Here is a 13,463-nt window from a genome sequence, read left to right on the forward strand (position 1 = left end):
GACACCTCCGTTCAGAACGGCTTGACCACCACCAGGATGACGGCGGCCAGCAGGATCAGCACCGGCACTTCGTTGAACCAGCGGTAGAACACGTGACCGCGGCTGTTGACGCCACGCTCGAATTTCTTCAGCAGCGAACCGCAGGCGTGGTGATAGCCGATGGCCAGCACGACGAACAGCATCTTCGCGTGCAGCCAGCCCGGCAGCTTCATGCCTTCCGGCCCGCTGTATTGCAGGTAGGCGAGGATCAGCCCGAACACGACGGCCGGCACGGCCAGCAGGGTCATGAAGCGGTACAGCTTGCGCGCCATCAGCAGCAGGCGCTCCGTCGTCGGCCCCGCGCCTTCCTGCGCCAGGTTGACGAAGATGCGCGGCAGGTAGAACAGGCCGGCGAACCACGAGGTGACGAAGACGATGTGCAGCGCTTTGATCCAGAGCATGGGGTTCCTTGGGAAGTCTATTGACGGATTTCGCCGTGGCCGAACACGACGTACTTCAGCGACGTCAGGCCTTCCAGCCCGACCGGGCCGCGCGCGTGCAGCTTGTCGTTCGAGATGCCGATTTCCGCGCCCAGGCCGTATTCGAAGCCGTCGGCAAAGCGCGTCGACGCGTTCACCATCACGGAGGCCGAATCGACTTCGCGCAGGAAGCGCATGGCGGCGCTGTAGTCTTCCGTGACGATGGCTTCCGTGTGCTTGGACGACCAGGTATTGATGTGATCCATCGCCGCATCGATGCCGTCGACGATCTTCACGGCCAGGACCGGCGCCAGGTATTCGGTGGCCCAGTCTTCCTCCGTGGCGTGGGCTAGGTGCGGGTAGCCGGCGGCGGCCAGGATCGCATGGGCTTCCGGGTCGGCGCGCAGCTCGACCGATTCGGTCAGGTAGCGCCCGGCCAGCTGAGGCAGCACGGTGGGGGCGATGCCCCGCTCGACCAGCAGGGTCTCCATCGTGTTGCAGGTGCCGTAGCGGTGGCACTTGGCGTTGAAGCCGATGTCCAGCGCCTTCTGCAGGTCCGCCTTGGCGTCGATGTAGACGTGGCAGATGCCGTCCAGGTGCTTGATCATCGGTACCGTCGCCTCTTCCATCAGGCGCGCGATCAGGCCCTTGCCGCCGCGCGGCACGATGACGTCGACATACTGCGGCATCGTGATCAGGGCCCCCACGGCGGCGCGGTCGGTGGTGTCGACCACCTGCACGCCGTCGGCCGGCAGCCCGGCGCCTTCCAGCCCGGCCTTGACGATCTTCGCCAGCGCGCGGTTGCAGTGGATCGCTTCCGAGCCGCCGCGCAGGATGGTGGCGTTGCCGCTCTTGATGCACAGGCCCGCCGCGTCCACCGTGACGTTCGGACGCGCTTCGTAGATGATGCCGATGACGCCCAGCGGCACGCGCATCTGGCCCACCTGGATGCCGCTCGGACGCACTTTCAGGTTCGAGATTTCGCCGACGGGATCGGGCAGCGCGACGATCTGGCGCAGGCCTTCGATCATCGTCGTAATGGCCTTGTCCGACAGGGCCAGCCGGTCCAGCATGGCCGGCGCCAGGCCGTTGGCGCGGGCAGCGTCCAGGTCGAGCTGGTTGGCCGCGCGCAGGGCTGGGGCTTCCCGTTCGATGGCGTCGGCGATCAGCGCCAGCGCGCGGTTGCGGGTGGCCGAGTCGGCACGCGCCATGGCGCGCGAGGCGGCGCGGGCGCGGCGGCCCAGGTCCTGCATATAGTGTTCAATACCGGCTTCGATATTTTGTTCAGTGCGAGAGTTCATCGTCATCCCCGTGCTACCTTCAACGCCAGCTGCAGCATGGCGTCCCACTGGTCGCCGGCGAACGCCTTGCCGCGCAACCCCTTGACCATCTTGTCGACCTGGGCCGCCTGTTGCAGCGCCCCTTCCAGCGTGGCCAGCGACAGCCGGCGCAGGGCCGGTTCCATCATGCGCTCGCGCGGCCCCCAGATACGGTATTCCTTCAGCAGCGCGCCCAGCGGGCGGCCCTGCGCCATGCCTGCCTTCAGTTTCAGCAGGGTGCGGATCTCCTCGGACACGGCCCACAGCACCAGCGGCAGCGCCTCGCCCTCGCCCTTCAGGCCTTCGAGCATGCGCACCAGCCGGGCCGGATCGCCCGTCAGCATCGCCTCGGACAGCTTGAAGACATCATAGCGCGCCACGTTCAGCACGGCATCGTGCACCTGTTCGAAGGTCAGCTTGCCCGGCTCGTGCAGCAGGCCCAGTTTCTGGATTTCCTGGTGCGCGGCCAGCAGGTTGCCTTCGACCCGGTCGGCGATGAAGTCCAGGCTCTGCCGGTCCACGCTCTGGTTCTGCTGCGCCAGGCGCATCGAAATCCAGTTCGGCAGCGCCGCGCGCTCGACGGTGGGAATCTCGATATACACCGCAGCCTGCTGCAGCGCCGTCACCCAGGCCGCCTTGGCGGTCTGCCAGTCCAGCTTCGGCAGGGTGATCAGGGTGAGGTTGTCCGGGCTCAGGTCCTTTACATAGGCCTGCAGCGCGGCGCCGCCGTCCTTGCCTGGCTTACCGGTGGGGATGCGCAGTTCGATCAGCTTCTTGTCGCCGAACAGGGACATGGCCTGGTTCGCCGCCAGCAGCTCGCCCCACTTGAAGCTGCGTTCCACGCTCAGCACATCGCGCTCGGAATAGCCTTGCGCGCGGGCCGTGCGCCGGATCTTGTCGGCCGCCTCCAGCGCGAGCAGGTGCTCGTCGCTGGTGATGACATACAGCGGCGACAAGGGTTTGGCCAGGTGGCCGTCCAGCGCTTCAGCCCGCAGTTGCATGATGCTTACTGCTTGGCTGGAACGGACGCCGGTGGCACGGTCGCCGCGGGCGTCGGCTCGGACGTGCCCGGCATCAGCAGCGCGCTGCCCGGACCGGGCGTGGCACTGGCAGGTGCGGGAGCACCGATCTTGATCGCGGCCATCCGGCGCATCATCTGCTGCACCAGGTCCGTCTGCATGTCGCGGTACAGCAGCGCCTCTTCCTGTTCCTTCGCCAGCAACTGCGTCTCGTTGAAGGTGATGGGGCGGGTCAGGGTGATCTGCGTGGGGCCCAGCAGCTCGGCGCCGCTGTTGTCGCGCACGCGGAAGACGATGTTATAGCTCAGCAGGTACTCGCCCACGCGGCCCGCGCTGTTCAGCGACAGGATGGTTTTCGTGCGCGTCTTTTCCGGGTCCGTGATGACGTCGATGATGCCATCGGCGGCCTTCGGATCGCCCACGATAACGGTATTGCCGTTGACGCGGATATTGCGTTTCAGGTCGATCGCCAGCGGCGACGACTCCGGCAGGCCGACATACATCGATTTGAACGGCAGCGTGTAGCTGCCGCCCGAGCCGCGCAGGTGGAAGCCGCAGGCAGTCACGCTGCCGGCCAGCGCGGCCAGCAGCACGGCATTGCGGGCCATCCTGGTCAGGGTCATTGAATGGGTCATGCTCATACCACGATGTTGACCAACTTGCCCGGCACGACGATGATCTTCTTCGGCGTGCCCTCGATGAACTTCTGCACGCTCTCTTCGGCCAGCGCGGCCGCTTCGATGGCAGCCTTGTCCAGGCCCTTGGCGACCTTCACCGAGCCGCGCAGCTTGCCGTTCACCTGGATCATCATCTCGATCTCGGACTGCTCCAGCGCGGCCGGATCGACCTGCGGCCAGGCCGTATCGAGGATGTCCTTGTGCGCGGCGGCGTAGCCCAGTTCCGACCACAGCGCATGCGTGATGTGCGGCGCCACGGGATTCAACAAGCGCAGGAAGATCGAGAAGCCTTCGGCGATGACGGCGCTCGATTCAGCACTGTCGTCCAGCTTGGCCGACTCCAGCGTGTTGAGCATCTTCATGCAGGCCGACACCACGGTGTTGTACTGGATGCGCTTCAGGTCGTAGTCGGCCTGCTGCAGCACCTTGTGCAGCTCGCGGCGCAGGGATTTACCGGCGTCCGTCGTGGCGTTCGACGTTACTGCGGCGCCAGCGGCGGCAATGCGGTCCTTCTGCGCGTAGCCGTAGGCCCACACGCGGCGCAGGAAGCGGTTGGCGCCTTCGACGCCGCTGCCGGACCATTCCAGGGTCTGCTCCGGGGGCGAGGCGAACATCGTGAACAGGCGGGCCGTATCGGCGCCGAACTGCTCGATCTGGGCCTGCGGGTCGATGCCGTTGTTCTTCGACTTCGACATCTTTTCCGTGCCGCCGATCAGCACCGGCTGGCCGTCGGCCTTCAGCAGCGCCGACACGGGGCGACCCTTGTCGTCCGTCGTCAGTTCCACGTCGGCCGGGTTGAACCAGGTCTTCTTGCCGCTGACTTCCTCGCGGTAGTAGGTCTCGTTGAGCACCATGCCTTGCGTCAGCAGGTTCACGAACGGTTCGTCGAATTTCACCAGGCCGAAGTCGCGCATGACCTTGGTCCAGAAGCGCGCGTACAGCAGGTGCAGCACGGCGTGCTCGATGCCGCCGATGTACTGGTCCATCGGCATCCAGTAGTCGTTGCGGCTGTCGACCATGGCGTCGTTCGAGTTCGGCGACGTATAGCGCATGTAGTACCAGGACGAATCGACGAAGGTGTCCATCGTGTCCGTCTCGCGACGGGCCGGCTTGCCGCAGGTGGGGCAGTCGCAGGCCAGGAAGGACTCGTGCTTGTTCAGCGGGTTGCCCGTGCCGTCCGGGACGCAGTCTTCCGGCAGCACGACCGGCAGGTCTTTTTCAGGCACCGGTACGGCGCCGCAGTCGGCGCAGTTGATCATCGGGATCGGCGTGCCCCAGTAGCGCTGGCGCGAGATGCCCCAGTCGCGCAGGCGGAACGTCACCTTCTTCTCGCCCAGGCCCAGGGTCGCCAGGTCGGCCGCGACGGCATCGACGGCTTCCTTGTAGCGCAGGCCGTCGTACTTGCCGGAGTTGATGACGACGGAAACGTCCTTGTCGCCATACCATTCCTGCCAGGCGTCCAGCGAGTACTCCTTGCCTTCGGCCGAGATCACCTGCTTGATCGGCAGGTCGTATTTTTTCGCGAATGCGAAATCGCGCTCGTCGTGCGCCGGCACGCCCATCACGGCGCCGTCGCCGTACGTGATCAGGACGTAGTTGCCGACCCAGACTTCGATCTGCTCGTTCGTCAGCGGATGGGTGACGAACAGGCCCGTTGGCATGCCCTTCTTTTCCATCGTGGCCATGTCGGCCTCGATGACGGAACCCATCTTGCACTCGGCGATAAAGGCCTGCAGTTCAGGATTGTTCCTGGCCGCATGCGTGGCCAGCGGATGCTCGGCCGCCACGGCGCAAAAGGTCACGCCCATGATCGTGTCCGGGCGCGTCGTGAAGACATACATCTTGCCTTCGCCGATCGGCTGCTCGTTCTCGTCCTTGATCTGGTGCGGGAAGGCGAAGCGCACGCCGGTCGATTTGCCGATCCAGTTCGACTGCATGATGCGTACGCGTTCGGGCCAGCCAGGCAGCTTGTTGTCGACGAAGTCGAGCAGCTCCTCGGCGTAGTCCGTGATGCGGGCGTAGTACATGGGGATTTCGCGCTTCTCGATCAGCGCGCCGGAGCGCCAGCCACGGCCGTCGACGACCTGCTCGTTGGCCAGCACGGTCTGGTCGACCGGGTCCCAGTTCACGGTGCCCGTCTTCTTGTAGATGATGCCTTTTTCCAGCATCTTCAGGAACATCCACTGGTTCCACTTGTAGTATTCGGGCTTGCAGGCAGTCATTTCGCGCGACCAGTCGATCGCCAGGCCCATCATTTCCATCTGCGCGCGCATGTGCGCGATATTCGAATACGTCCACTGCGCCGGCGGCACGTTGTTGGCCATCGCCGCGTTCTCCGCCGGCATGCCGAAGGCATCCCAGCCCATCGGCATCAGCACGTTATAGCCGTTCATCCGCAGGTAGCGGTACATCACATCATTGATCGTATAGTTGCGCACGTGACCCATGTGCAGCTTGCCCGATGGGTAAGGCAGCATCGAGCAGGCGTAATACTTTCCCTTGGGGAAACGCGGGTCGTTTTCGACGGCTTTATAGGCGTCGATGGCCTTCCAGTGGGATTGGGCAGCTTTTTCGACGTCGGCGGGACTGTATTTGTCTTGCATGATGGATGCACAATAGTGAATATGAACCGAACATTATACTGGTTAGCTGCCGGCGGCAGCACGCCGCCCCGCTGATGGCCTATCAGGAATTTTCGCCCCACCCCGCGCTGCGCCCGTACGTGGCCTGCCTGTGGGCATCGCAGGCGGCCGCCGGACCGTCACGGCACCGCGTGCTGCCCGACAATTGCGTCGACATCCTGTGGCAGGACAGCGGCGCCGAGCCATTTGCGGTCGGCATGATGAGCGCGCCGATCTGGGTGCCGACGGTCCGGCCCGTGCGCACGGTGGCGGTGCGCTTCAAGCCGGCGGCCGCTTCCCTGTTCCTGGGCGTGCCATTGCATCCGCTGGCGGACACCCGCGCCGGCTTGCCCGAGCTGTGGGGCCGGGGCAATGTCGACCGCCTGAACGACGCGCTGTGGCAACCCGGCATGACGACCGCGGCGCAGCTACGCCTGGTCGAAGCGGCGTTGCTGGCCCGGCTGGCCGGCGCCGGTCCCGTCGTGCCATCGCTGGGTGCGCACGCCGTGGCGGCCATCGAGGCGTCGCACGGCACCGTGCGCATCGAGCAGCTGGCCGCCGCACTGGGCGTGTCGCGCCAGCATTTCTCCCTGCGCTTTCGCCAGCAGGTGGGCATCGCGCCGAAACTGTTCGCCCGCATCTGCCGCTTCCGCCAGGCCAGCGCACTACTGGTCGGGCCGGCCGACGTGGCGACCGTGTCGGCCCGGTGCGGCTACTTCGACCAGTCGCACCTGATCCGCGACTTCCACGATTTCGCCGGCACGACGCCGGATGCCTGGCGCTGACCTTCCATTTTTCCAATACGGGGCGGCCCCGGCGTGGCACGATGGCGCCATTACCCTTTCTGGAGAGCGTCATGATCAACGGTTTGCGCAGCGCGATTTATCCGGTCGCCGATCTGGCCGCCGCCAAGGCCTGGTACATTCAGGTGTTCGGCGTCGCGCCCTATTTCGACGAGCCCTTCTATGTCGGCTTCGCTGTCGGCGGCTTCGAGCTGGGCCTGCTGCCCGACGGCGTGCCGGGTACGACGGGCGTCCAGGTGTATTGGGGGGTGGACGATATCGTTGCCGAAGCCGAGCGCATCACGGCACTCGGAGCGAGCACTCACACTGCAATCGAGGATGTCGGCGGCGATATTCGCATGGTGCAGCTGGCCGACCCGTTCGGCAATGTGCTGGGGCTGATCCAGAATCCCCATTTCGATCCGGCGGCGATGCGCTGACAGGAACGGCGTCCCCGTGCTAATATACGGTTCGTATATAAACCGTATAAGGCACCATCATGGGTATCGTCAAGATTTCCGACCAGATGCATGAAAACCTGCGTATCGCCAGCGGCGCCCTGAGCCGCTCGATCAATGCGCAGGCCGAACACTGGCTGCGCATCGGCCTGCTGGCCGAAACCAATCCCGACCTGAACTACAGCGAACTGTGCCAGTTGCTGCTGCGTGGCGACACGGGCGGCGGGCCGCTGCGCCTCAGTCCCCTGAGCCGGGAGGCCCTGCACGATGCGTAAGAAGAGTAGCGATGCCATCCTGATCAAGTCGCCCGAGCAGGTTGAAATGTCGCGCGTGGCCGGCCAGCTGGCGGCGGACGTGCTGACGATGATCGGCCCGCACGTGCAGCCGGGCGTGACGACGGAATACCTGGACCAGCTGTGCAACGACTACATCGTCAAGGTGCTGCAGGTGATTCCCGCCAACGTCGGCTATGCCGGTTTCACGAAAACCGTCTGCACCTCCGTCAACGAAGTGGTCTGCCACGGCATCCCGTCGCCGAAGAAAACGCTGAAGGACGGCGACATCATCAACATCGACGTGGCCGTCATCAAGGACGGCTGGTTCGGCGACACCAGCCGCATGTACTACGTCGGCAATGTCGGCAAGGCCGCGCGCAAGCTGTGCGAGGTGACGTACGACGCCATGTGGGCAGGCATCCGCGCCGTCAAGCCGGGCGCCACGCTGGGCGACGTCGGCCACGCCATCCAGGTGCTGGCCGAAAAGGCCGGCTACTCCGTCGTGCGCGACTACTGCGGCCACGGCATCGGCATGGTCTACCACGAAGACCCGCAGGTGCTGCACTACGGCCGCCCCGGCATGGGCCTGGAACTGCGCCCCGGCATGGTCTTCACGATCGAACCGATGATCAACGCCGGCAAGCACCAGACCCGCGCCCTGCCGGACGGCTGGACCGTCGTCACGGCCGACCGTTCGCTGTCGGCCCAGTGGGAGCATATGGTCACCGTCACCGAGACGGGCTTCGATGTGCTGACCTTGGCGCCGGGCGAGAAAGCCTGAGCCGCCAGGCGCAGGGAACCTGGAACTGTCCAGGTTTTCTTTCGTTCCATGCGGTGCTAAGCTGAGATGCCGATGGCAGAAGAATAGTCTCGTCGGATTTTCTCTGCCGCGTCCGGCTGCATTTGCCGCGAGGCCCCATGGCACCCCGATACCAGCACCACCACCGCACGCGCGACTTCGGCAGGGTCCTCGATCATGCCGAGCGCATCGTGCGCCTCGTCCTGTCCCTCGTCATCGTTACCCTGCTGCTCTGGCTATGCTGGACCGATCCTGTCCTGTCAGCCAATTCCCAGATTTACCTGAAGGCGCTGATGGCATTTGCCTTGGCTGTGTTGATGGCGTCGATGGCAGGCATGCTGGAAATCGAGGGCAAGTCCCCCGGCTGGATTTTCCGGGCAGCGGGCGGCTGTGCCATATTCGCGCTCGTCTGGTTCACACTGCCGGCGATCGTCGGCTCGCTGGAACGGCGCGCCGCGGCGGAACTACGCATGGAGTCCTTTGAACTATTCGATATCCGCAGCATGGAACCGCCGGGCGATCCGAGGGTGCAGGCAGTCGCAGGAGTGGCGGTAACGGTGCCGCTGGATATCAGCGCCACGTCGCGGTTCAACGTGGCGCAGCCAGCCTGGGTCCATGGGGCAATGCTGCACATACGTGTCGGCCACGATACGGTGAAACTGCCCTGGCTGTATTTCGTTCGCCATGTGCCGGGAAAACAGAACTCGTGGCTTTCCTCCGATCCCCTGACGACGGCGCAAACTTTCGCAGTTGCGGCGGAAACGCACCAGTACCGCGAAGTGCTGTTTGCCAGCAGCCCCCAGCAGCTTAACTGGGGGCAGGTCATTCGGCACATGGAGAAGACTGGCACGCTGGAATTGACAGTATTCTGGCAAACCCGGCAGGAGCGCGGCGCCGTCGGTATCGAGCAGTCCTGCCGCACTGCGGTCAAGCCGGACCGAGCTACGGTTCGCGCCGTGCTGCGCCGGTTCCGGAACCCCGGCAGGTACGTATTTAATTGTGCTACGTGAGGTCATCATGAACAATTTCGCTGCCAGCATATTGGCCCTGGTAATACTCAGTGTGTTGACGCCTGGCAGCGCACAGGACGCGCCCGAGCCCAGGCAGGCAGAGGGGAAACGTCAGGCGAACGTTCAAGCCGATCGCCAGGAGAAGGCGACAGAGAAGCCGGACGCAACGGCTGCCTGTGTAAAAGAGGAAAATTGCGAGTTTCACCGCAAGAAACCGAAATATAAAGGTGGACCGTGTCAGGGCGGCATGTGTCCGCCTGGTAAGCCCGAAAAGCCCACGCACGATCCACTGGTCCAACCGCAGCAACCCAGGTCGCGCTGAGGGCGCGCCAGGCGAACGAGCTAGCGGCCGTAACGGACCGTCAACGCGGCGCTGCCAAGGCTGTTGGCGTGGGTCATGAAGCCGATCAGCGCGGGCGATGCGTCGGCCGGGACGTCGAGCTTCTCCACTTTCAATGCATGCACGGTGAAGATGTAGCGGTGCGCCTTGTCGCCCGCGGGCGGGCAGGCGCCGCCGAAGTCGTGGGTGCCGTAGTCGTTACGGCCGTGCCGGGCGCCTGCCGGCAGGCTGCCCTGCTTGCCGGCGCCGCCCGGCAGCGCGGTGACGGTGGCGGGCAGGTCGTAGACCACCCAGTGCCACCAGCCGCTGCCGGTGGGCGCGTCCGGATCGTAGGCGGTGACGACGAAGCTTTTCGTGCCCGCCGGCGCATCGCGCCACGCCAGTTGCGGCGACACGTTGTCGCCCGCGCAGCCGAAGCCCCGGTACACCTGCCGCGCCGGCAAGGTGTCGCCATCGGCCAGCTCCGTGCTGCGCAGTTCGAGCGCCTGGGCGCCGGCCGTCAGCGCCAGCAGCGCGGCCGTGCAGAATGCCTTATTGACTCCCTTGTTCATGCTGTTCTCCCTGTCGAAACGATGGGAGCATGATGCCGTGGCACGCCTGCGCAATGCGCTCAATCGGCGGCGCGAAACGCTCAGGATCAGGCGTTGCCGACGGCGCCCGGCCCGACGCCGAAACGCAATGTGAACTGGCGCGTGAAGCTGGGCACCGAGCGGTAGCCGCAGGCCAGCGCGATGGCCTTGACGGGACGGCGCGTCGTCTGCAGCAGGGCCATGGCGTGATACAGCCGGGCGTCGCGCAGCACTTCGCGCAGGGACGTGTGTTCCTCGGCCAGCCGGCGCCGCAAGGTGGCGCCGCTGATGTGCAGGCTGTCCTCGAAATCGGCGGAGCACCAGTCGCGCCGGGCTCCGTGCCCACCTGCAAGCGGATGCGGGCTGCCACCGACAGGTCCTGCGCCAGGCGGAACTGGCTGTCGCCGCTTCGGTGCAGTGCCAGCAGCACGCCCACCAGCGCATGGTCGACCAGGGCCGCATCGGTGCCCGGGCGGTTCAGCAATTCGAGCAAATACCGCAGCGCTTCATGCAGCGGCGCCAGCGCCGCGCCGCCGTGGCTGGCGGCAGGGGCCGGCGGCAAGGCATGGGCTTCGAGCAGGCGGCGCGCCAGCTCCACGACGCGCCAGGGAAAGACGATGCACCAGGCCCGGTAGCAGTCCTGGCCCGCGATATTCTCGACGGTGCCGCGGCAGGCACGGTGCACCATCAGGTAGCTGCCCGGGCCGACATGCGTCGTCGCCTGCCCGGCAGTGAAGACCTTCTCGCCTTGCAGGGGGACGATCAGCGCGGGCTGGTCGAAGTCGACGGCGCGCAGGCTGTAGGTCTGCCGCGCCGTGATCAGCAGTTCGGGGCGGTGGGCCAATCCTGTCGCCAGCCACGCCGGCAGCGGCGGCATATGGCCCTCGCCCATGGCGGTCCTAGCGCAGCACCAGCTGCAGCGCCGGCTTCTCGCCGTAGTCCTCGTAGCGCTCGTTGATGCCGCCGACGCAGTATTCGATTTCGGCCAGCAGGTCGGGCGCCGCAGCGCGCAGGGCGCTGGTGTTGTCGATGACGATCTGCAGCAGCTCGTTGGGCTTCAGGCGGAACTTCGTCATGCCTTCGTCATCGCGCAGGTAGGACAGCGCATCGACCCAGGAATCCATCGAATCGCCGTAGTAGTCGGGCAGGCCGAAGGCCGCGCGGCTGGCGGCGTGGAAGCCTGCTTCATCGCGGATCGCCGCGCCGTCCAGGGTGACACTGGCCATTATTTCTGTTCCTTCGGATCGGTGACGAAAACCAGTTTCGTCAGGCCCTGCGCCTGCGCCGCAGCCATCAGCTGGGCCACCGCTTCATAGCGGGTGGCGCGGTCGGCGCGCAATTGCAGTTCGGGTTGGGGCGTGCGCACGGCGGCACCGGCCAGGCGTTGTGCCAGCTCGCCCGCCTTCAACGCTTCGTTGTTCCAGTAGACGGTGCCGGCGGCGTCGATGGCCACCGTGATGGTGCCGGCCGGCTGCGCCGCGGCAGCTGCCTTGGCCTTGGGCAGGTCCAGGCTGACGGCATTGGTAAACATCGGTGCCGACAGGATGAAGATCACCAGCAGCACCAGCATCACGTCCACCATCGGCGTGACATTGATGTCGGCCATCGATTCCTTCTGCCGGTGGTGGTTGAACGCGCCGAATGCCATCGCGGTCCTCCTTTAATTCCTGGTCAGGTAGGCGTGCAGGTCGTGCGCGAACGCATCGAGCTCGGACAGGGTCAGGCGGTTCACGCGATTGAAGCCGTTATAGGCCAGCACGGCGGGAATGGCCACCGCCAGGCCCACGCCCGTCATGATCAGCGCCTCGCCGACCGGGCCGGCGATGCGGTCGATCTGCACGGGGCCCGTGGAAGACACGGCGGCCAGCGCGTGGTAGATGCCCCAGACGGTGCCGAGCAGGCCGACGAAGGGTGCGGTGGAGGCGATCGATGCCAGCAGGGTCAGGCCGCTTTCGAGGCGCACGGTGGAGCGGTGGATGCCGTCGCGCAGCAGGCGCGTCATCTGTTCGGCGCGGCCCACCGTGCCGCCCAGCGAGGAAGCGCCGGCAGCGGGGGCTGGCGCCATTCCCTGTTCGGCCAGCGCCAGGTAAATGCCTTCGGGGTCGCCTGCCATGACGGCGGCCACGCCGTCCTGCAAGGTGGGCGCATCCCAGAAGCGGCGCACCACGTGGGCGCTGCGCCGCACGCGCCACGCCATCCAGCCCTTCGACAGGATGAAGAACCAGCTCGTCAGCGACATCGCCAGCAGCAGCCAGGCCACGGCATGGCTGATCGCGTCGCCGCGCTCCCAGTACGTGGCGAAGCTGAAGTGCTCCATCAGCCGTTCAGCGACAGCACGTCGAACATGTCGAACAGGCCCGTCTGTTTGTCGGCCAGGAAGCGCGCGGCGCGCAGCGAACCTTGCGCGTAACCGGCGCGGCTGCTGGACTTGTGACTGATCTCGATGCGCTCGCCCGTGCCGGCGAACAGCACCGTGTGGTCGCCGATGATGTCGCCGCCGCGCACGGTGGCAAAGCCGATGGTGGACGGATCGCGCTCGCCCGTGACGCCTTCGCGGCCATACACGGCGCATTCCTTCAGGTCGCGGCCCAGCGCGTCGGCGATCACTTCACCCATCTTCAGCGCGGTGCCGGAAGGTGCATCGACCTTGTGGCGGTGGTGCGCTTCGATGATCTCGATATCGTAGCCGGTGGCCAGGCTTTTCGCGGCCAGCTCCAGCAGCTTCAAGGTGACGTTCACGCCCACGCTCATGTTCGGCGCGAAGACGATGGCGGTCTTCTCGGCGGCGGCCGCGATGGCGGCCTTGCCGGCATCGTCGAAACCGGTGGTGCCGATGACGAGCTTGACGCCGTGGGCGGCGCAGTACTCCAGGTGCTTGAGCGTGCCTTCGGGCCGGGTGAAGTCGATCAGCACATCGGCGCCGGCCAATCCTTCGGCCAGGTCGGCCGTGACGACGACCCCAAGCGGCTTGCCCAGGAAGGCCGCAGCGTCCTGGCCGATGCCGGCGCTGCCGGCCAGGCCCAGCGCGCCGGACAATGCCAGGTCGCCGGATTCGCCGACCGCTTCCACCAGCATGCGGCCCATGCGGCCATCGGCGCCGGCCACGGCGATTTTAATCGTGTTCATGGGGCCTCCG

The 13,463-nt window shown here is 65.8% G+C and carries 17 protein-coding genes; 6 read left to right on the forward strand and 11 right to left on the reverse strand.

All coding sequences use genetic code 11. The features are described from left to right. Positions 1-11: 11 nt before the first annotated feature. From GM672_RS12025 to leuS, 5 genes are read right to left on the reverse strand one after another with little or no spacing between them, the layout of a single operon-like run. Positions 12-440 (reverse strand): CopD family protein, encoded by a 429-nt coding sequence (locus GM672_RS12025; protein ID WP_155470767.1) that lies wholly within the window; start codon positions 438-440, stop codon positions 12-14. Between the two features lie 17 nt (positions 441-457). Further along, the gene (locus GM672_RS12030) at positions 458-1,759 is read right to left on the reverse strand and encodes a glutamate-5-semialdehyde dehydrogenase (protein ID WP_229417693.1); all 1,302 of its coding nucleotides are present in this window, start codon (positions 1,757-1,759) and stop codon (positions 458-460) included. A gap of 2 nt (positions 1,760-1,761) precedes the next feature. Continuing rightward, complete coding sequence (holA, locus tag GM672_RS12035; RefSeq protein ID WP_155470768.1) at positions 1,762-2,778, reverse strand: DNA polymerase III subunit delta; 1,017 nt, start codon at positions 2,776-2,778, stop codon at positions 1,762-1,764. A gap of 5 nt (positions 2,779-2,783) precedes the next feature. Then, positions 2,784-3,431, reverse strand: a complete 648-nt coding sequence (locus GM672_RS12040) for an LPS-assembly lipoprotein LptE (protein WP_155470769.1) — start codon at positions 3,429-3,431, stop codon at positions 2,784-2,786. A gap of 2 nt (positions 3,432-3,433) precedes the next feature. Further along, a complete protein-coding gene (gene leuS, locus GM672_RS12045; protein WP_155470770.1) occupies positions 3,434-6,076 on the reverse strand; it encodes a leucine--tRNA ligase in 2,643 nt (880 codons plus the stop codon). Positions 6,077-6,150: 74 nt separating this feature from the next. Here leuS and GM672_RS12050 point away from each other — a divergent pair, with 74 nt between their 5' ends. From GM672_RS12050 to GM672_RS28330, 6 genes are all read left to right on the forward strand, one after another. Continuing rightward, positions 6,151-6,879, forward strand: a complete 729-nt coding sequence (locus GM672_RS12050) for a helix-turn-helix transcriptional regulator (RefSeq protein ID WP_155470771.1) — start codon at positions 6,151-6,153, stop codon at positions 6,877-6,879. Positions 6,880-6,950: 71 nt separating this feature from the next. Continuing rightward, positions 6,951-7,316 carry a VOC family protein gene (locus GM672_RS12055; protein ID WP_155470772.1) on the forward strand — a complete coding sequence of 122 codons (366 nt, stop codon included), beginning with the start codon at positions 6,951-6,953 and terminating at the stop codon, positions 7,314-7,316. A gap of 59 nt (positions 7,317-7,375) precedes the next feature. Continuing rightward, on the forward strand, positions 7,376-7,609 hold the full coding sequence (locus tag GM672_RS12060) for a ParD-like family protein (RefSeq protein ID WP_155470773.1): 234 nt from the start codon (positions 7,376-7,378) through the stop codon (positions 7,607-7,609). Beyond that, positions 7,602-8,390: a type I methionyl aminopeptidase gene (map, locus tag GM672_RS12065; RefSeq protein ID WP_155470774.1), complete on the forward strand. Its 789-nt coding sequence runs from the start codon at positions 7,602-7,604 to the stop codon at positions 8,388-8,390. The genes GM672_RS12060 and map overlap by 8 nt, the downstream gene beginning before the upstream one ends. A gap of 137 nt (positions 8,391-8,527) precedes the next feature. Further along, positions 8,528-9,418 carry a hypothetical protein gene (locus GM672_RS12070; RefSeq protein ID WP_155470775.1) on the forward strand — a complete coding sequence of 297 codons (891 nt, stop codon included), beginning with the start codon at positions 8,528-8,530 and terminating at the stop codon, positions 9,416-9,418. 7 nt (positions 9,419-9,425) lie between these two features. Beyond that, a complete protein-coding gene (locus GM672_RS28330; RefSeq protein ID WP_170300034.1) occupies positions 9,426-9,740 on the forward strand; it encodes a hypothetical protein in 315 nt (104 codons plus the stop codon). A 20-nt stretch (positions 9,741-9,760) separates the two neighbouring features. On the opposite strand, the gene GM672_RS12075 is transcribed toward GM672_RS28330, so the two are convergent. Genes GM672_RS12075 through dapB form a run of 6 tightly spaced genes read right to left on the reverse strand, consistent with a single transcriptional unit; the run spans position 9,761 to position 13,453 of the window. Next, a complete protein-coding gene (locus GM672_RS12075; protein ID WP_155470776.1) occupies positions 9,761-10,309 on the reverse strand; it encodes a YbhB/YbcL family Raf kinase inhibitor-like protein in 549 nt (182 codons plus the stop codon). After that, entirely contained in the window at positions 10,290-11,219 is a 930-nt protein-coding gene (locus GM672_RS30160) for an AraC family transcriptional regulator N-terminal domain-containing protein (RefSeq protein ID WP_155470777.1), read from the reverse strand. The genes GM672_RS12075 and GM672_RS30160 overlap by 20 nt, the downstream gene beginning before the upstream one ends. Before the next feature lie 7 nt (positions 11,220-11,226). Next, a complete protein-coding gene (locus GM672_RS12085) occupies positions 11,227-11,553 on the reverse strand; it encodes a barstar family protein (RefSeq protein ID WP_155470778.1) in 327 nt (108 codons plus the stop codon). After that, positions 11,553-11,975 (reverse strand): ExbD/TolR family protein, encoded by a 423-nt coding sequence (locus GM672_RS12090; RefSeq protein WP_155470779.1) that lies wholly within the window; start codon positions 11,973-11,975, stop codon positions 11,553-11,555. The genes GM672_RS12085 and GM672_RS12090 overlap by 1 nt, the downstream gene beginning before the upstream one ends. Before the next feature lie 12 nt (positions 11,976-11,987). Next, the gene (locus GM672_RS12095; protein ID WP_155470780.1) at positions 11,988-12,644 is read right to left on the reverse strand and encodes a MotA/TolQ/ExbB proton channel family protein; all 657 of its coding nucleotides are present in this window, start codon (positions 12,642-12,644) and stop codon (positions 11,988-11,990) included. Next, on the reverse strand, positions 12,644-13,453 hold the full coding sequence (gene dapB / locus GM672_RS12100) for a 4-hydroxy-tetrahydrodipicolinate reductase (RefSeq protein WP_155470781.1): 810 nt from the start codon (positions 13,451-13,453) through the stop codon (positions 12,644-12,646). The genes GM672_RS12095 and dapB overlap by 1 nt, the downstream gene beginning before the upstream one ends. Positions 13,454-13,463 lie beyond the last annotated feature (10 nt).

The sequence above is a fragment of the Pseudoduganella buxea genome (assembly GCF_009720835.1).
GTDB lineage: Bacteria > Pseudomonadota > Gammaproteobacteria > Burkholderiales > Burkholderiaceae_D > Rugamonas > Rugamonas buxea.